18 protein-coding genes are annotated in these 16,241 nt (G+C 55.9%); 11 read left to right on the top strand and 7 right to left on the bottom strand.

Annotated elements, in window-relative coordinates; all coding sequences use genetic code 11:
* The first annotated feature begins 319 nt into the window (after nucleotides 1-319).
* The 11 genes from E0E37_RS15395 to E0E37_RS15355 all read left to right on the top strand — a co-directional run bounded on the left by E0E37_RS15395 (nucleotide 320) and on the right by E0E37_RS15355 (nucleotide 9,119).
* A complete protein-coding gene (locus E0E37_RS15395; RefSeq protein WP_130863870.1) occupies nucleotides 320-1,117 on the top strand; it encodes a CpaB family protein in 798 nt (265 codons plus the stop codon).
* The gene (locus tag E0E37_RS15390; protein WP_130863869.1) at nucleotides 1,110-1,886 is read left to right on the top strand and encodes a P-loop NTPase family protein; all 777 of its coding nucleotides are present in this window, start codon (nucleotides 1,110-1,112) and stop codon (nucleotides 1,884-1,886) included. The genes E0E37_RS15395 and E0E37_RS15390 overlap by 8 nt, the downstream gene beginning before the upstream one ends.
* Nucleotides 1,868-3,334, top strand: coding sequence for an ATPase (locus E0E37_RS15385; protein ID WP_130863868.1), 1,467 nt, complete (start codon nucleotides 1,868-1,870; stop codon nucleotides 3,332-3,334). Before E0E37_RS15390 ends, E0E37_RS15385 begins: the two co-directional genes overlap by 19 nt.
* Nucleotides 3,331-4,266, top strand: a complete 936-nt coding sequence (locus E0E37_RS15380; protein ID WP_130863867.1) for a hypothetical protein — start codon at nucleotides 3,331-3,333, stop codon at nucleotides 4,264-4,266. Before E0E37_RS15385 ends, E0E37_RS15380 begins: the two co-directional genes overlap by 4 nt.
* A 12-nt stretch (nucleotides 4,267-4,278) precedes the next feature.
* On the top strand, nucleotides 4,279-4,947 hold the full coding sequence (locus tag E0E37_RS15375; RefSeq protein ID WP_130863866.1) for a hypothetical protein: 669 nt from the start codon (nucleotides 4,279-4,281) through the stop codon (nucleotides 4,945-4,947).
* 133 nt (nucleotides 4,948-5,080) lie between these two features.
* The gene (locus E0E37_RS18615) at nucleotides 5,081-5,242 is read left to right on the top strand and encodes a hypothetical protein (RefSeq protein ID WP_165445391.1); all 162 of its coding nucleotides are present in this window, start codon (nucleotides 5,081-5,083) and stop codon (nucleotides 5,240-5,242) included.
* 2 nt (nucleotides 5,243-5,244) lie between these two features.
* Nucleotides 5,245-5,391 carry a hypothetical protein gene (locus E0E37_RS18610; protein ID WP_165445390.1) on the top strand — a complete coding sequence of 49 codons (147 nt, stop codon included), beginning with the start codon at nucleotides 5,245-5,247 and terminating at the stop codon, nucleotides 5,389-5,391.
* 24 nt (nucleotides 5,392-5,415) lie between these two features.
* Nucleotides 5,416-5,838 carry a hypothetical protein gene (locus E0E37_RS15370; protein ID WP_130863865.1) on the top strand — a complete coding sequence of 141 codons (423 nt, stop codon included), beginning with the start codon at nucleotides 5,416-5,418 and terminating at the stop codon, nucleotides 5,836-5,838.
* Nucleotides 5,839-5,855: 17 nt separating this feature from the next.
* Nucleotides 5,856-6,338, top strand: coding sequence for a hypothetical protein (locus E0E37_RS15365; RefSeq protein WP_130863864.1), 483 nt, complete (start codon nucleotides 5,856-5,858; stop codon nucleotides 6,336-6,338).
* Between the two features lie 453 nt (nucleotides 6,339-6,791).
* Nucleotides 6,792-8,699 carry a threonine--tRNA ligase gene (gene thrS / locus E0E37_RS15360; protein ID WP_130863863.1) on the top strand — a complete coding sequence of 636 codons (1,908 nt, stop codon included), beginning with the start codon at nucleotides 6,792-6,794 and terminating at the stop codon, nucleotides 8,697-8,699.
* Nucleotides 8,700-8,765: 66 nt separating this feature from the next.
* A complete protein-coding gene (locus E0E37_RS15355) occupies nucleotides 8,766-9,119 on the top strand; it encodes a putative signal transducing protein (protein WP_130863862.1) in 354 nt (117 codons plus the stop codon).
* A gap of 172 nt (nucleotides 9,120-9,291) precedes the next feature.
* Here the strand turns inward: E0E37_RS15355 and E0E37_RS15350 are convergent, their stop codons facing one another.
* From E0E37_RS15350 to E0E37_RS15320, 7 genes are all read right to left on the bottom strand, one after another.
* Entirely contained in the window at nucleotides 9,292-9,936 is a 645-nt protein-coding gene (locus tag E0E37_RS15350) for an ABC-2 transporter permease (RefSeq protein ID WP_130863861.1), read from the bottom strand.
* Nucleotides 9,937-10,006: 70 nt separating this feature from the next.
* The gene (locus E0E37_RS15345; RefSeq protein ID WP_130863860.1) at nucleotides 10,007-10,864 is read right to left on the bottom strand and encodes an ABC transporter ATP-binding protein; all 858 of its coding nucleotides are present in this window, start codon (nucleotides 10,862-10,864) and stop codon (nucleotides 10,007-10,009) included.
* 23 nt (nucleotides 10,865-10,887) lie between these two features.
* On the bottom strand, nucleotides 10,888-11,259 hold the full coding sequence (locus tag E0E37_RS15340) for a GntR family transcriptional regulator (protein WP_130863859.1): 372 nt from the start codon (nucleotides 11,257-11,259) through the stop codon (nucleotides 10,888-10,890).
* Nucleotides 11,260-11,452: 193 nt separating this feature from the next.
* Nucleotides 11,453-12,745, bottom strand: coding sequence for a BaiN/RdsA family NAD(P)/FAD-dependent oxidoreductase (locus E0E37_RS15335; RefSeq protein ID WP_130863858.1), 1,293 nt, complete (start codon nucleotides 12,743-12,745; stop codon nucleotides 11,453-11,455).
* Entirely contained in the window at nucleotides 12,742-14,955 is a 2,214-nt protein-coding gene (locus tag E0E37_RS15330) for a DUF6449 domain-containing protein (RefSeq protein WP_130863857.1), read from the bottom strand. The genes E0E37_RS15335 and E0E37_RS15330 overlap by 4 nt, the downstream gene beginning before the upstream one ends.
* A complete protein-coding gene (locus E0E37_RS15325; RefSeq protein ID WP_130863856.1) occupies nucleotides 14,930-15,826 on the bottom strand; it encodes an ABC transporter ATP-binding protein in 897 nt (298 codons plus the stop codon). The genes E0E37_RS15330 and E0E37_RS15325 overlap by 26 nt, the downstream gene beginning before the upstream one ends.
* Nucleotides 15,823-16,206 (bottom strand): GntR family transcriptional regulator, encoded by a 384-nt coding sequence (locus tag E0E37_RS15320; RefSeq protein ID WP_130863855.1) that lies wholly within the window; start codon nucleotides 16,204-16,206, stop codon nucleotides 15,823-15,825. The genes E0E37_RS15325 and E0E37_RS15320 overlap by 4 nt, the downstream gene beginning before the upstream one ends.
* Nucleotides 16,207-16,241 lie beyond the last annotated feature (35 nt).

The following is a 16,241-nucleotide window of genomic DNA, read 5'->3' as shown; positions in this document are numbered from 1 at the left end:
ATACGGACAGGAATACCAGCTGAGATCTATTATTTCAGCTGGTATTTTTATGTTGGTAAAAAGGACATGCAGCTTACGGCGTGACCTCATTTCAGGGTCATCTGCCGCACATGCGGAGCCCTGCAGCTGGCGTGCGCCATCAGGGTATGGTGAAGCCGGACGCCCGCAGTACACGGCAAAAGGATAAAAAGAGAGATCGAGAATAATATTTGATATTAATTACAAATAATGGTTGACAAAACTCAAAAGCTGAATTAAGATAAAAATACAAAATATGTAATTTGATAAAACGTATGTAATTTGAAAGGCGGGAATAAGTTTGGGGAAATGGAAAACGTGGATCGGGGTTGTCCTGATCGCACTGTCTGCCGCAGGGCTGATCTTCTGGGAGGTGCAGGGGCGGGAGCAGTTTATGACAGAGGCGGTACTGGTGGCCGCCGCGGAAATACCGGCGGGGACGGTGATCACGTCGGGAGCCTTTATCACATCGCGGGTGCAGAAGGACAGCGTCGTGAGCGGAGCGCTGAAGCCGGAGAATGGGAGCTCCCTGACAGGACGCCGCACAAGAGCGGTGCTCCTGAAAAATCAGCAGATCGCTTCCGCTTATTTCGCAGAGGACGGGGATCTGCCGGAAAGCGGCCAGTCCTTTTACGTTCTTCCGCAGGACTGGATCGCTATGCGAAGCAGTTCTTTGCGGAAAGGAGATCTGGTATCCCTTTACGGCGGAGTCTCGCTGCAGAAGGTCGGCGAGTACCGGGTGGCCTTCGTGAAAGACCAGAGTGAACAGGAGGTCACCGATCCCGGCGGCGGAAAGAAGCCGGAAGCGTTGGATCGGACCATGAGCACCTCGGAGATCAGTCATCTGGAGCTGGTGACCACTCTTTCCGAGTACGGGCGCATCCGACAGGCTGTGGTCTCCGAGGGAGGGATCCTCGTGGTTCAGGAGCCGCAACTGACTGCGTCCAGCGCCGCGCTGTCCAAAGGAGGCAAAGGGGCAGTGAGAGCCGGGGCGCATAAAAAAAACGAGGCGGAAGACGGGGGAACGGGAGAGGTCGAACCGCCGGAAAACACTGCCGGAGACGAGTCCGTCGGATCGGAGGAGGCGGAAGGTGAGTAAATTGTTTGTTTTTCACGGCGCGGACAGTAAGACGGGCGTTTCCATGCTGGCTCAGTCTGCGGCAGAACTGATCGCAGGGGAAAAGAGAGAAAAAAGAGTGCTTCTTGTCAATCTGCAGGGGCGCTACGGAGCGGCCTACACCGGTTTTGTGGGAGAAAATGTGGAGGGGCTCAGGCACTATCTGGATAATCGCCTGCTGAACAGGGAGGAAGTGCTGGCGGGCTGCCGCTGTACGGAAAATCTCTATGTGATCGGGGGCGTGGCGACCATCGGCGAGGAGCGGTATTATCAGCCGGAGATGTCCTCTTATCTGCTTTCCGAACTGAGGGACGAATTCGATCTGATCCTGGCGGACAGCGGCAGCGAGATCGACAATGGACTGGCGCTGGGTTCTCTGATCATGGGAGACGAGCTCATACTGACGCTGACCCAGCAGGAAGGCGTGCTGAAGCGGCTGGAAAAGCTGACGCCCCTTTACCGAAAACTGGATCTGGCCTTTACGCTCTGGGTGTGCAACCGATTTGAAGAAGGGGATCCCTACTCGAGAGAATACCTTTGCCGGAGGCTGAATATACCGCAGGAATCGCTGTTCACCGCGGCGGAGACACAGGAGGGAAGGCGGGCCGAAGCGGAGGCCAGAACGCTGCTGGCGTACCGCAGCCGGGCTTACGAGGCGGATCTGCTGAATCTGTCCAATGAGATCCTGCGCCGTGCGGGTGAGGGACCCATAGAAAAGCAGAGGAAAAAGAGATGGAAAAGTTTTATCTGAGCGAATATCTGAGAAATCAGGAGGACCAGGGTCCGGCGGAGGGAACTGCAGATGCCCGCGCCCGCCAGGGAGAGACGTACGGGGAGTTTCGGAAGATCTGCACCCGGATCAAGGAAGCGTTTTTTCAGCAGTGGGAGAGAGAGGAAAACCTGAAATCCTCCATGGAAATACAGAAGAAAGCGATCATCGGCTACAAGAACGAGACAGACTATTTCAAGGACCGGGTGCGATCGCTCATCCGGGAATACGGCGCTGCCGATACGGCATTTCCGCCCTGGTATGAAGGGCTGACAGAGGCTGTGTATCATGAAAACTGGGGACTTGCGGGCGTTGCACAGTGGTTTGGTCCAGAATATGCACAGAGCAGTTCAGCAAAGATCATCGGAGACAGGATCTATTTCCTGGAGAATGGAAAGATGATGCGGAAGCCGCAGTCCATAGAAAAGAACCGCAGGGAGCAGCTGATCCGGGCGTTTCTGTTGCTGACGCCGGAGGAGCGGCTGGACAGGGAGGTACATGAGATCTATCTGCTGGACGGGACGCGGGTGACCATCTTCTGCGGCGGTATGGCGAAAACAGGTCAGGACACGATCATTTTCCGCCGCTACGTGGTGCCCAATTATACCTTTGAGGAGCAGGCGGACAGAGGGACGATTCCCAGGGAGGCCATCCCGTTGTTCAAGGCTATGGTGAGGATCGGATTTTCCGTAGCTTTTCTGGGGGCGGTGCGCACGGCGAAAAGTACCTTTCTCTGTACCTGGCAGAGCTGTGAAGACCCATCGCTGGAAGGCGTGATGGTGGAGACGGACCCGGAGATCCCACTTCATGAGCTCATGCCGGAGGCTCCGGTGGTGCAGTTATTGGCCGACAATGAGAAGCTCCGGAATATATCCAAACATTTGCTTCGAAGCGACGCGGATTATTTCGTGCTGGCAGAAGCCCGGGACGGGAACGCGCTGGACACGGCGCTGCGCATTGCCTGCAAGGGTACGAAACGGATGAAGATCACCTTTCACACGCGAAATCCCAGGGACTTTCCGGCTGAGATGGCTGCGGAGATCGTCAAGTCCTCAGGGGGAGATTTTGCCATGACTGAACGTAAAGCCGCGGAGAGTTTTGATTATCTGTTTCACTTTGTCCAGTTAGCGGATAAGAGCCAGAAACGCCTGCGGGGGATCTTTGAGCTGAGCTATGACCGAACGGCGGGAAGGCCCCGAACCGTTCCGATCTGTACCTACGATTATGAGAAGGACAGATGGAGCTGGCGGGATCACATCGGCGAGGACAAGGAGCGCTACGGGAGGGAAGAAGCGCCTGAACAGTTCAGGCAGATGCAGCGGGTCCTGTGGGAACTGGCGAACGGGAGCCGCCCTGAGGGTGGAGAACTGGGAGAGGACGCGGGTCGCCGGGAGCGCGGAGAAGGCGCGGATAGGGGAGGGATACAGTGACTGACAGAATGGTAACAGGCTCGTTGTACGCGATGTTTTACGTGGGAATGCTCCTGCTGTTCCGGGAGGATATGTTCAGACTGCAGCGCGGTTTCGCGGCGCGGCACAGGCTGGCGGCGGGCGCGGAGCACGCCCAGTCCATGGACCCGATGAAGCGGCATCTCCATTTTCTGCTGGGAGCCACGATGGAAAGGCCCTGCAGTCCGGGGACGTTTCTTGCGGGCTGTTCAGCGCTTATGTGCTTTCTGACGCTGACGGCTGCACGCAGTTTTCACCCGCTGACGGCGCTTCTCATCGGAGGAAGCGGCGGGGCGGCGCCCTATCTTTTTCTGCGCCTTCGTCTTGAGACGCGGCGCCGGCGGGGCAGCGCGGAGGGCGAGAAGGTCATTTCAGAGTTTCTGCGCCAGTATCGGATCTGCGGCAGAAATGTTTATGAGGCGCTGGAGCGGACGATCCCGCAGATCAGGGATTGCAGCATATGCTGCCGTCTGCTGCACCGCATGCTGCTGCGGCTGCGGAGCACCGGAAGCGCTCTGGAGATCCGGGAGGCCGCCGGCGTGTTTTCCTACGCGGTAGGCACCAACTGGAGCTATATGATGGCAGGATGCATTCGCCTAGCGGCGGAGAAGGGCCGGGACGTTTCGCTGGGGCTGGAGGATATTCTGATCCAGATGGGGCAGGCGAGAGGACGGATGGAGGAACGGAAAAGGCTGAACAGCGAAGCCATGCGGCTGACGCTTTTCATGGTGCCGCTGCTGTATGTGTCTACGGCGGGACTTTCCGTTTACTATCTCGAAGTGCCCTTTCCAAAATTTATCCAAAACCAGATCGGCACGCCGGAGGGCATGCTTCTGCTCTTGTTCATATGTTTTCTATTCGTGCTGAATCTGGCGCTCATCGAGGCGGTCAACAATCAGAAATTGGATTATTGATGGGAGGATAAAATGGACTGGATCATTTACGGCTGCTGCCTGACAGCGGCCTCCGCCGGAGCGTTTCTGAGTTTTCCGGCTCCGGGTCTGTACACATTCCGCAAAAAAGCTGCGCTGACCCGCCGGGAATGGAGCGCGTTTTTTCGAGGCGGAGAATGGAAGAAGCGGGGGCCGGGAAAGTATCTGGCGGAACTGCTGATGGAAGATCAGAGGAGAAAGGCGGAGGGGGAGATCGGACAGGCTGTCTCTTACCTGCGGAACGCCGCCGCAATGGGCCGGGGAGAATCAATGAGCACCGGCCTCATACTGGAGGAATTGGCGGAGCTGCAGGGAGGGCTGTCGCCGGTCTATCTGAAAATGCTGCATTATCTGCGGCTCAATGAAAAGGAGAAGGTGATCAGCGTGTTTGAGGAAGCGGCAGGAAGCCGGCTGGCCGCTGACTTTGCCCGGCTGCTGCTTCAATGGGAGGAGATCCAGCCTGTTTTGCTGGTGGAATCGCTGGAATCCTACCAGAAAAATATCAGGGAAGTGAGACTGACCAGACAGAAAAAGCGGGATGAGACAGTCAGCGACCTGATCTACCTGCCGGTGATCATGAATGTGATGCTGGTTCTGATCAATTTTATTTACGTGGCTTATTTTATCGACCAGAGAGAAGCGCTGCTGAACATGTTTGGATGAGCCAGAGGCGCGGACGGCCGGAAGGAAGAATACTGCCGTCCGGAGCGGCGCAGCAGCCACGCGGCGGCGACATAGCTGACATAACAACCGCGTAGTGCAAAGACAAAGGTAAAGACAAAGGGGGTCAAATATAATGAAACAGATTATCGTACTTGTATCGATGGTTATCCTGGGGATCGCCATAGCCGGCATGGTGTTCTCCTTTAAAGCGCCCGCGCAGCAGATCACAGACGCGGCGGTGAACGGCATCGAGAGCGCCGTCTCCGACGACGCGATGAACAAAGCGGGGAAATAGTTATGAAGCAGATACTGGTCATGCTGGCCACTGTGATACTGGGGCTGTTCCTGTTCGATCTGGTCTGCGGGGATCAGCCGGGAAGCGTCATGAGCACAGTGAAGACGGTATGGGACTGCGAGATCCAGGCCCGTACCCGGGAACCCTGATGAAATGGATGGTGAACGGCGAACATGAAAAATTTTATCGTACTGGCAGCGGTGCTGCCGCTGCTGCTTGTCTTTCTCCTGCAGTTTACTCTGGACCAGAAAAACAGCGCCAATGTGGGGCGCTTTCAGGAATATGTCTACACGGCGAAAGAACAGGCAAAACAGGAGGGCTGCTTCACTGACAGTATCACAGAGGAGCTGAGAAAAAACGTGGCCCGGGCTTTCGGTATTTCCGAGGCGGAGGTGCAGATCGAGGCCACCCAAACGCCGCAATACCGGGTGAACACCTTCTCCGGCAAGGAGGATGCCAGAGGGCTGATCCGCTACAGAGTGTCGGTGCCTCTGGATAAGATCATGGCCGGTCCCAGGCTTTTCGGGATCCGTGAGGAGGAAAACAGGGGGCTTTACACCATCGAGAGCTGGACTGCCAGCGAGCGGCTGCCCTGACGGGAAAGGAGGAGCGCATGAAGACGTTTGTGGTGTTTCTGGCTTTGATGCTGCTAAATGTGAGTTTTCTGTCTTTCCACACAGACATGGACCGCTATCAGAAGCTGCAGGTGTATCTGAAAGCGGCGGCGGAGGAAGCGGCCGCCGGCGGCGCGCTGTGCCGGGATGAGGAAGCCTTTGGCAGCGGCCTGCTGGCTGTCAGAGAGGATGACGCCCGGCGTTATGCGGCGTTTATCATCGAGGGGGCGGAAAAGGAACTGCAGGAGAGTATCGGTGGATCGGCGGAATGGAAGGTGGAGATCTTCGACGATGAGAAGGGATACGGCGGATGTGAAAAGTACGGTCTTACCCAGGGGCTGCCCGCTGTTTTGGTGTCTGTGAACATAAAGTGCCGGGATCTTTTCCGTCTGCCTTTTCTCAGGGTGACGTCCGTAAAGCGCAGCGCGGTCTATCAGTGGGAAAACCGGCTGGGCTGGCTGGGGAACTCCGGCGGAAAATGAAGGGCACGGCGGGCGGCGCAGAGAGGCGTATGCAGCGCCGCCGTATGGGAAACCCTTGACAAACGGCCCGCAGCGTATATAATAGTATTCATTAGTGTAAACTATTTGAAAAGCGTGGAAGAGAAGGCTGACCGCCGGATGCGTGCCACAGAGAGGAACGCCGTTTAAACAGACGGGCTGAGAGCGTTCCGGCGCCGCAGGGATCAGTTACCGCCTCGGAGCTGCCCCCGACGGGGGCCGCCGGCGTACGACCGCCGTTATCCGTTCGTCCCGGAATGAAGTATTCTATTTGGGTGGAACCGCATGCAATGCCCCAAATACTGCAGCTGCAGTATTTGGGGTTTTTTCGTCCGGCCGCCGCGAAAGGGGCGGGGCGGGGAAGGGGTCGGACATAGCTTCAGATATTGGGAAAGAATTTGGCGCTCCGGCGCCGTGCAGGGGGAGGGGGAAAGAATGATCAAAGTAACGTTGAAGGATGGAAGCGTAAAAGAAGTGGAACAGGGCGCTTCCATTAAAGATGTGGCCAGATCCCTGTCACAGGGATTGGCCAAGGAGGCCGTAGCCGGCAAAGTGGACGGCCAGATCCAGGGAATGGATTTTCCGCTGGAGAAGGACTGTCAGCTGGAGATCCTGAAATTTGAAGACGAGGAAGGGAAAAAGACCTTCTGGCACACCAGCTCTCACATCATGGCCAACGCCATCACCAGGCTGTTCCCGGAGGCCAAGTTCGGGATCGGTCCGTCCATCGACAATGGATTCTACTATGATATCGACATGGAGCACAAGCTCACCGATGAGGATCTGGCCGCCCTGGAAAAGGAAATGAAAAAGATCGTCGAGGCCGACCAGCCCCTGCGCCGCTTTGAGATGCCCCGGGAGGAAGCGCTCAAATACATGGGGGACAAGAACGAGATCTACAAGGTGGAGCTGATCAACGATCTGCCGGAAGACGCTGTGATCTCCTTCTACGAGCAGGGAGATTTTACGGACCTGTGCGCGGGACCGCACCTGTCCTCCACGGGGCCGGTAAAAGCGGTCAAGCTTATGAGCGTGGCTGGCGCTTACTGGAGAGGCAGCGAGAAGAACAAGATGCTGCAGCGTATTTACGGCATTACGTTCCCCAAGCAGAAAATGCTGGACGAATATCTGGTGCGGCTGGAGGAAGCGAAAAAGAGAGATCACAGAAAGATCGGCAGGGAGATGGACCTGTTCGCCCTCTATGAGGAGGGGCCGGGCTTCCCGTTTTTCATGCCCAACGGCATGGTGATCAGAAATGAGCTGGAGACCTTCTGGCGGAAGGCTCATGCGGAGAGAGGATATCAGGAGATCAAGACGCCGCTGATCCTCAACGAGCAGCTGTGGCGCACCTCCGGTCACTGGGACCACTATAAGGACAATATGTATTTCACAAAGATCGACGAAGACGATTTTGCCATCAAGCCCATGAACTGTCCGGGATCCATGCTGGTCTACAAGAGAAAAATGTGGAGCTACCGCGATTTCCCCATCCGGATGGGCGAGCTGGGTCAGGTCCACCGCCACGAACTGTCGGGCGCGCTGCACGGACTGATGCGCGTGCGCACCTTTACGCAGGACGACGCGCACATCTTCATGCTGCCGGAGCAGATCGAGGACGAGATCGTGGGCGTGGCGGAGTTTATCGACTACGTTTACAATCTGTTCGGGTTCAAATATCACATCGAGCTTTCCACCAGACCGGAGAATTCTATGGGAAGCGACGAGGAGTGGGAAATGGCGGAAAACGCCCTGCGGGCCGCCATGGAGAGAGTGGCAGTGCCCTATGTGATCAACGAGGGCGACGGCGCGTTCTACGGCCCGAAACTGGACTTCCATCTGGAGGATTCCATCGGAAGGACATGGCAGTGCGGCACGATTCAGCTGGATATGCAGATGCCCCAGCGGTTTGATCTGACTTATGTGGGCAGTGACGGAGAGCGGCACAGACCCGTCATGATCCACCGCGTTATCTTCGGATCCATCGAGCGGTTCATCGGCATACTGACGGAACATTTTGCCGGGAAATTCCCGCTGTGGCTGGCTCCCGTACAGGTGAAGATCCTGACGGTCACCGACAAAAATAACGATTACGCGCTGGAACTGGAAAAGAAGTTCAAGGCTGCGGGACTGCGGGCGGAGAGCGATCTGAGAAATGAAAAGATCGGCTATAAGATCCGTGAGGCTAGAAACGCCAGAGATTCCTATATCGTCGTGATCGGAGAGAAGGAAGAGGAGACCGGTATGCTGCCCGTCCGCTCCAGCAAAGCAGGCGAACTGGGCCAGATGTCGGTGGATGAGTTCATCAAAAAGCTCAGAGACGAGATCGATTCCAAAGCTTGTTAGGGATCGCTGCAGACAGCGCGGCCTGGTGCTGTGTTACGGCCGGAAGGGCCGGGACGGAGGTGTGTCATGTTCGGCAGGAAAGACGGAAAAGAGAAGGAACTGTGGCGGGACGGCGTTTACCTGACCACAGTGGAAAATACGCTTCAGGCGGACATCCTGGAATCAAAGCTGAGGAGCGAGGGGATACCGGCGGAGCGCAGATATGAGGGATCTGGAAACTACATGGAGATCTTCATGGGAAAAAATGTAGCGTTCCCCATCGAGCTGTACGTACCGGAGGACTGTCTGGAGGATGCGAAAAACATCATCGTGCCGGTGCCGCTGACAGAAGAGGAATTTGACCAGGCACAGGAGGACGGCTCCCGGTCAGTTGAAGAGGATGACGGAGCAGGGGCCGGCCCAGGTCAGGAAGAGGGCTGAGCAGTAGATTAAAGTGTTGACAGACGAATAAACGAAAGCGCCGCGGAAGAGCGGAGGATATGAGATGATACGATACCCCCAAACAGAAATAGAAAAACCTGTTTGGGGGTATCTTCATGTACAGAAAGATGAAAAGCCGTCGAAAGCGATCAGGATCTGAAGAAATGAAGGATTAGAATTCCTTCTTTGAGTAGAGGTGCAGGGACAGCGCGAAGGACAGCACAAATAGGAGAACGACGGCGATGGGAGCGGCGATGAGGGCGGGGATCAGCATTGCCTTCAGGTCGGCGGAAGGCAGATTATCCAGCAGGCCCATGCGCGCGGCCAGAAGGCCCAGCAGAGTGGGGACAAGGAAAACGGCGATCATGGCGATCCGTCCCTTCTCCACGCCGTATTTTACGATGACCGGGAAGATGATGGAAAGCATCAGCAAGCAGACCAGGGCCACGGCGCCCGTGGCGGAAAAGACCTCCAGCGGCCCGGCGTCGGCGTCTTCTGCGAAGGCCAGGGCGGCGAAGCTGCTCAGCAGAGAGACCAGACATCCCAGAAGGATCATGATCAGGCTCAGCAGATATTTGGCCAGTATGATCTGGCGGCGGGTGACCGGCATGGATAAGGCGTAGCTGTCCCATTTGCTGAAATCATCGTAGGAAAAGGTGGAAATGGGCAGCGTGGCGCAGAGAATGGCCACGATGGCGGACATGAAACTGATCTGGCCGCTGACTGCGCCGAACACCGCATAGATCAGCATGATCGCAATGATCGTTTTCCCCGACTTGCGGAGATTGTAATAGTCTTTTAACATCAAACCTTTCATTGTATCCTCCGTTCCGGCGGCCGGTCTTCTGCCGGCCGTCCTGTGTTTTCAAACAAGCGATGAGGTGCCGTTATCTCTGAATGTAAAACAGCATGATATCTTCCAGCGATACTGGATCTACCACGGCGAAGGGATATTTTTTCGCCATGGCCTCTCTGCCGCGGACCAGCGCCTGACAGCCGAAGGAGGTCCTGCGGCTGCCCAGGTGGTCTTCCGCCCACACCTTTTCAAAATCGCCGGCGGAACATTTCAGAAGGCCGTAGTCCTCCATGACCGAATCCTTTGCGTCTGTGAAGAGGATGGATCCCTCGTGGATGAATGTGATATAGTCCGCGATTTTCTCCAGATCCGTGGTGATGTGAGTGGAAAAGAGGATGGAATGTTCCTCATCCTGAATAAAGTCGAGGAAGAGATCCAGGATCTCGTTTCTCACCACCGGGTCCAGTCCGCCCGTGGGTTCGTCCAGCAGCAGCAGCTTGGGATGATGGGACAGCGCCGCTATGATGCACAGTTTCATGCGCATTCCTTTGGAGAATTCTTTCATCGCCTGCTTTTCAGGGATCTGAAAGCGCTTCAGATAATCCCGGTAGAGCCGGTCGTCCCATCTCTCATAGAGGGAGGAGAGTATGTTTCCGATCTGAAGAGGGGAGAGTCCCTCGTAGAAAAAGCCCTGATCGAGAACTACGCCGATCTCTTTTTTCAGCTCCATTTCGTGTTCGAGGTGATCCTTTCCCATGATCCGTATCTCGCCGCCGTCTTTTTTGATCTGATTCAGGATCAGCTTGATGGTGGTGGTCTTTCCTGCGCCGTTTTCCCCTATGAAGCCCATGATACTTCCCGCGGGCAGGATAAGATCCACGCCGTTCAGTCTAAAATTTTTAAATTCTTTATTTAAACCCCTTATTTCCAGTGCATTTTCATAGCTCATCTGCTTTTCCTCCTTTTGTCTCATCAGTCCTCGTACAGAGTATTGAGCATTTCCGTCATTTCATCCAGCGAGATATCTCCGGCTTTTGCTGTCTCCACAGCCTTGGCCAGCAAGTCTTCTGTCATGCGCAGATGTTCCTCCCGGATGAATTCCAGATTTTTTCCCGCGACAAAGCTGCCTTTGCCCGTGACGGTCTCGATGAAGCCGTCGCGTTCCAGTTCCTCGTAGGCCCGTTTGGTGGTGATCACGCTGATGCGCAGTTCCTTTGCCAGGATCCTCATGGAGGGGAGCGCTTCACCCTCCGCCAGCGTTCCGTTCAGGATCATCGCCTTGATCTGCGATGTGATCTGTTCGTAAATCGGCTTGCCGCTGGCGTTGCTGATTATAATATCCATTGGTTACCTCAATTCGAAAAAGTGTATATATACGATATACACAATATAAACTGACATACACACTTTGTCAATAGACAGGATAAAAAAAATCCCGGATCTCCGTCAGTTTTTTCTTCTGCAGATCCAGGATAAAAAATGCTTACATATTATGAGCCGGAGAGCCGGTCCCTGCCGTCTCCTGATGCAGATGGGATCATCTGACGGCCTCGTCGGGCAGGGCGGCGGCCAGAGATCGAACTGCCAGCCAGGCGGAGGAGAAAGCGAACTGCAGGTTGTATCCGCCGGTATCGCCGTCCACGTCCAGGACTTCGCCGGCCAGATACAGCCCGGGACAGGCCTTGGATTCCATGGTCTTCAGATCCACCGCAGAGAGAGCCACGCCTCCCGAGGTGACCATGGCTTCGGAAAACCTTCCCGGGCCGCTGACGGTGAAGGAATCTTCCGTCAGCAGGGCCGCAAGCCTCCTGAAAGCGGCGCCGGGCGTTTCCGCGGCTCTGCGGTCGGCAGCGGCTTCCGCACGGGTGCAGAGCAGTTCCAGAAACCGGCGGGGCAGAACGGGAAACAGACCGCACAGCATGGACAGGAGCTGACGCTGGCGTTCGCTTCCCAGGGCGGCTTCCCGCAGCATTCGTTCCACGTCTCCGCGGGACAGTCCGGGCAGGTAACACACGGTGATCCGCTGTCCCGGCCGGGCGTGCCGGGACAGGTTCAGGATCGCCGGCCCGGACAGGCATCGGTGAGTAAACAGAAGGTCGTCCTGATTTTCCGCCATTTTCTTACCTGTCTTTCCGTCAGAGAGAATGACGGCGGCGGGGGAAAAGGAGATGCCGGAAAGCTCCCCGTAGGGGTAGCGCTCCACATAGAGAGGGACCAGAGCGGGACGGGGCAAAACGATCTCCAGCCCCAGATCTCTCAGAAGCGGAAAAAGGGAACCGTCGGAACCGGTGGAGGGATAGGAGCAGCCTCCTGAAGCCGCCAGAACGCGGCGGGCAAATACCGCCGATCCATCTCCGCAGGTAATCCGAAAACAGCTTTCCGGGCTTCCCGCCTGCTCTCTCCCCAGCTTTTCCAGAGAAAGGACAGGGCACTGACAGCGCAGTTCCACACCGCCGTTCAAACAAGACTGAACAAGTAGATTAAGCACCTGTGAACCTTGAAAAGACCGGGGAAACACTTTGCCGTCGGAGCGGACTGTCAGCGGACATCCCCGCTCTTCAAAGAAGGAGATCACGCGCTCGTTGCTGAACTGATAGAGGACGGACCGTATTTTTTTGCCGTTGGGACCGTAGTGTGACACAAAGTCTTTCATGTCGCCGCTGTGGGTGAGGTTGCACTGGCCGGAGCCGGCCATGAGAAGTTTCCTGCCCGGCCGGGTTCCCTTTTCCAGAATGATCGTTTTGCCGGAAGCGGCGGAGGACTCCGCCAGGCAGGCCCCGGCGAAGAGACCGGCGGCTCCGGCTCCGATAACTGCGGTATCAAATATCATTTGAAATACTCCTTGATCTCATCCGGCGCATAGGCGGAATTGAGGAAAAAGTTGAACTGGCGGAAACTGCCGTCTCCGTAGGGCTGCGCGCCGTTAGGAGGAGGGCAGACCACCGTGACGGGGTAATAATCATTATAATCCAGTATGGTCGTCTCACAGCGGTCCAGCAGCTGGAGCATGGCTTCTCTGTCCGAGATGATCAGCGTGACGGCATCCGAAACAGGCGGGTCGGCCTGCAGAGCTGCGGATCTGTCCCAGTAGGGCGTCCGGCTCTCGGTGGTCTCGGTGGAGGCGGCCGCGTCCGCTTCCGCCGCCCCGTCATCCGCGTGTTCCACAGCCATATACAGAGCGAATTCGCCGGCCGGTTTTGCGAAATCGCCGTAGCCGTTTTTCTCAAGCCAGCCGATGGTATGGGTGTAATTGGGATATACGGTGAAGGATTCACTCTTGCCTTTGGCCAGGAATGAGCGGCGGATCGTTGCGCTGTCCCGGAGACGGTCCACTTTTTCTTTATTCTTGGTGCGGTCCGCATATCCGAACTCCAGATAGCACAGAGGGATCGGGCTGAACGTCATGTCCTCATAGCTGAGACCGGTCAGATCGGCGGACAGCGCCTGCGCCAGCTCGTGTATTTTTTGCTGATCGCCCACGTTCTCATAGGTATTTCCATATTTGAATGTGTTGGACGTATCCGAAGTGATATTCAGATAATTGAAGTCGCCCGCCGGCAGGGACGCGATGGCGGGAGGACGCAGGAACTCCGACGACTCATACAGCGCGGAGAGCTGCGTGTAGCTTCGCAGCAGGGTAAGGGGAACGCTGTACCGCCGGGTGAGGCGTGATCCGTCGTTCAGCGTATAACGGAACGTCAGGTAGGTACAGCGGGGGCCGTCTTCCGGTTTTTCATACAGCGCTCTGTCGTCGATCAGTCTGCGGTGAAATTCCGTTACGAGTCGGATATTCTCCTGCTCTCTGAACGTATTCTGTTCATCGGAGGGTTTCTCGTCCTTATAATGGTAATAGGGCAGATTGAGATAGTCCTGATCCACGGCGACAGAGGCCACCCGGGACGCTTCCGGAACGCGCTGTTCGAAGCCGACGACGTCTGTTTTCAGGCAGATGAGAAACAGGAAGGCCAGAAAGCAGTAGGCGGCAAAACGCCTGGCGCTTTTCAGGTTGAAGACGCGCACCGTTTTGCTGACGATCATCTGAGCGACGAGAAAACCCACCAGAGTCCCCGCAACGTAGCCGGCGTACCGATAGAGATCGCTCTCCTTAAGCATGGAGAAGTAAAGGCCGAAGATCGTCATGGAAAAGAACGTGATCAGGCCGCAGACGATGGGCTCGGTGAAGCGGAAAACCAGAGAATCCCCCGCGCGTTCCAGTTCACTTTTGTGATAGAGGATCAGCCCCAGCGCCAGACAGACCGCCGCCGCGCAGAGGTAGACCGCGGTGAGGACGGGGGAGAAGCCGCCGTCTTCCGTGCCCAGCATCTCCAGCCAGGGACTGAGGGAGAGGAAATAATCCGTGGAGGAACCCTGGGTGGTGAAACCCAGCAGAAATTCGCTGAAATATTCAATGAAGACCGAGTACAGAAGAGGAGCGAGAAACGGCAGGGCGACGGCCGCCAGAAAATGCATGAGACCGTTGCCTGTGAGGATCCCGGCCAGGGTGGCAGCGGCAAAGATGAACAGGATCACCACCAGGGACTGCCAGATCCAGCCGCAGACGGCCTGACGGCTGAACACATTGACCAGCTCAGCTGTACTTTTTCCCGTCACCTCATCGTAGATCCAGTGCTTTTGATAAACAGGCCTGGCCAGGCACAGGAACAACAGTCCGGTCAGGATGGCTGGAGAAGCGGACAGGATCAGGCCGGAGAGCACGTTGCTCCCGTACAGACAGCGCCGTGTAAAGGGCATGGCGTGCATGACGGACACAGAACTGGAACTGTGAAGATAACGAAACACCAGAACTGCGGAAATGATGGGCAGCCACAGGTGAGCCGCCGCAAAAAAAGGCTGGCGGCCCTGAAAGGTAAGCTCGATATAGTCGGCGATGGGGCGCAGGTCCTTGTAGTTCATGAGCACCGGGAAGATGCCGGACAGAAAGTAAACGAGAAATCCGATGACGGGGATGGGCCAGAAGCGACGCAGATTTTCCCTGATCATGGGGCCGCAGACATTAAAACAGGATGTTTTGAAGCTCACTGGTTTCACCTCCTAATTCACAGATAAAAATTTCCTCCAGGGAAAGGGGCAGAATGTCGAACAGAATGGGCTGATGCCGGCGGATGATCTCTTCCGCCGCTTCCCGGCTGCTGCGCACCACGAGAAGTTCCACGCTGCCCCGGAGCTCCCGCCGCAGGACGTTGAGTCCCTCATAGGGATTTTCCGGAGCGCTGCGGTAGGCGACCTGGATCTTGTGGATATCGGTCTTCAGTTCGTCCAGATCCCGCTCGATCAGCATGCTGCCGTGGCTGAGGATGCCCACGGAATCGCAGATCCCTTCCATTTCGCGGAGGTTGTGGGAGGAGACCAGCACAGTCATTTCCCGTTCCGCCACGTCTTCCACGATATAATTCCAGACTTGACGGCGTACGATGGGATCCAGTCCGTCGATGGGTTCGTCCAAAATAAGATAATCCGGCATGGCGCAGATGGTCAGCAGAAAAGCAGCCTGCTTCTGCATCCCCTTGGAGAACCTGCTCATGCGGATCTTTTTGTTGAGATGAAAGTTTTCCGTCATCTCCACGTATCGTTTTTCATTCCAGTTTGGGTAAAGAGAGCGGTAAAACCGCGCGGCTTCGTTCAGATTGGTGGACGAAAAAAAGTAGAGATCGTCGGGTATATACCCGGTCCTCTGCTTCAGCTGCCGGTTTTCATATACGGGACATCCGTCCATCAGGACCTGGCCGAAGTCAGGGCGGAGAATTCCGGTCAGATGCTTGATCAAGGTAGTTTTGCCTGAGCCGTTTACGCCGATGAGGCCGTAGATGGAACCCTTGTCCACATGCAGATCCAGATCGTTCAGAGCGCGGAAGCCGTCAAAGTTCTTTGTGAGTCCGGTCACAGTTATCATTTGCATTCACCTCTTTCTTCAAACATTTCCTGAAGAAGAGAGCGTATATCTTCTTCATTGAAGCCCAGATAAAAAAGCTCCATGATATCCCCGCGGAGCCGTTCTCTGACTTCATTTATCTGACGCTGGTCGACGAGCCGGTTGTCCGGAGGGCTGACGAAGCAGCCCAGCCCGGAGACCGTGTACACAAAGCCCTGACGTTCCAGCTCCCGGTAGGCCTTCTGGATCGTGTTGGGGTTCACCGTCAGCATGCGGGAAAGCTCGCGGACAGAGGGGAGTTTTTCCTCCGTCTGCAGTATCCCGGTAATGATCAGTTCCTTTATATTGTCTATGATCTGTTCATAGATCGATTTCCGGCTTTTCAGATCCAGTTGGAACATGTAAAATCCCTCTTTCTCATATGGTACTTCATACT

The organism is Bacilliculturomica massiliensis (assembly GCF_900605495.1).
In the GTDB taxonomy this organism is placed as follows: domain Bacteria; phylum Bacillota; class Clostridia; order Peptostreptococcales; family Anaerovoracaceae; genus Bacilliculturomica; species Bacilliculturomica massiliensis.
The sequence above is the reverse complement of the archived record's forward strand: the minus strand, read 5'-3'. Positions and strand labels throughout refer to the sequence as shown.

What these genes read in the sequence shown, in the direction of transcription:
- E0E37_RS15385 (WP_130863868.1), top strand. Translation starts at nt 1,868, where the DNA reads ATGGAAAAGTTTTATCTGAGCGAATATCTGAGAAATCAGGAGGACCAG.
- E0E37_RS15375 (WP_130863866.1), top strand. Translation starts at nt 4,279, where the DNA reads ATGGACTGGATCATTTACGGCTGCTGCCTGACAGCGGCCTCCGCCGGA.
- E0E37_RS18615 (WP_165445391.1), top strand. Translation starts at nt 5,081, where the DNA reads ATGAAACAGATTATCGTACTTGTATCGATGGTTATCCTGGGGATCGCC.
- E0E37_RS18610 (WP_165445390.1), top strand. Translation starts at nt 5,245, where the DNA reads ATGAAGCAGATACTGGTCATGCTGGCCACTGTGATACTGGGGCTGTTC.
- E0E37_RS15370 (WP_130863865.1), top strand. Translation starts at nt 5,416, where the DNA reads ATGAAAAATTTTATCGTACTGGCAGCGGTGCTGCCGCTGCTGCTTGTC.
- E0E37_RS15365 (WP_130863864.1), top strand. Translation starts at nt 5,856, where the DNA reads ATGAAGACGTTTGTGGTGTTTCTGGCTTTGATGCTGCTAAATGTGAGT.
- thrS (WP_130863863.1), top strand. Translation starts at nt 6,792, where the DNA reads ATGATCAAAGTAACGTTGAAGGATGGAAGCGTAAAAGAAGTGGAACAG.
- E0E37_RS15355 (WP_130863862.1), top strand. Translation starts at nt 8,766, where the DNA reads ATGTTCGGCAGGAAAGACGGAAAAGAGAAGGAACTGTGGCGGGACGGC.
- E0E37_RS15350 (WP_130863861.1), bottom strand. Translation starts at nt 9,936, where the DNA reads ATGAAAGGTTTGATGTTAAAAGACTATTACAATCTCCGCAAGTCGGGG.
- E0E37_RS15345 (WP_130863860.1), bottom strand. Translation starts at nt 10,864, where the DNA reads ATGAGCTATGAAAATGCACTGGAAATAAGGGGTTTAAATAAAGAATTT.
- E0E37_RS15340 (WP_130863859.1), bottom strand. Translation starts at nt 11,259, where the DNA reads ATGGATATTATAATCAGCAACGCCAGCGGCAAGCCGATTTACGAACAG.
- E0E37_RS15335 (WP_130863858.1), bottom strand. Translation starts at nt 12,745, where the DNA reads ATGATATTTGATACCGCAGTTATCGGAGCCGGAGCCGCCGGTCTCTTC.
- E0E37_RS15325 (WP_130863856.1), bottom strand. Translation starts at nt 15,826, where the DNA reads ATGATAACTGTGACCGGACTCACAAAGAACTTTGACGGCTTCCGCGCT.
- E0E37_RS15320 (WP_130863855.1), bottom strand. Translation starts at nt 16,206, where the DNA reads ATGTTCCAACTGGATCTGAAAAGCCGGAAATCGATCTATGAACAGATC.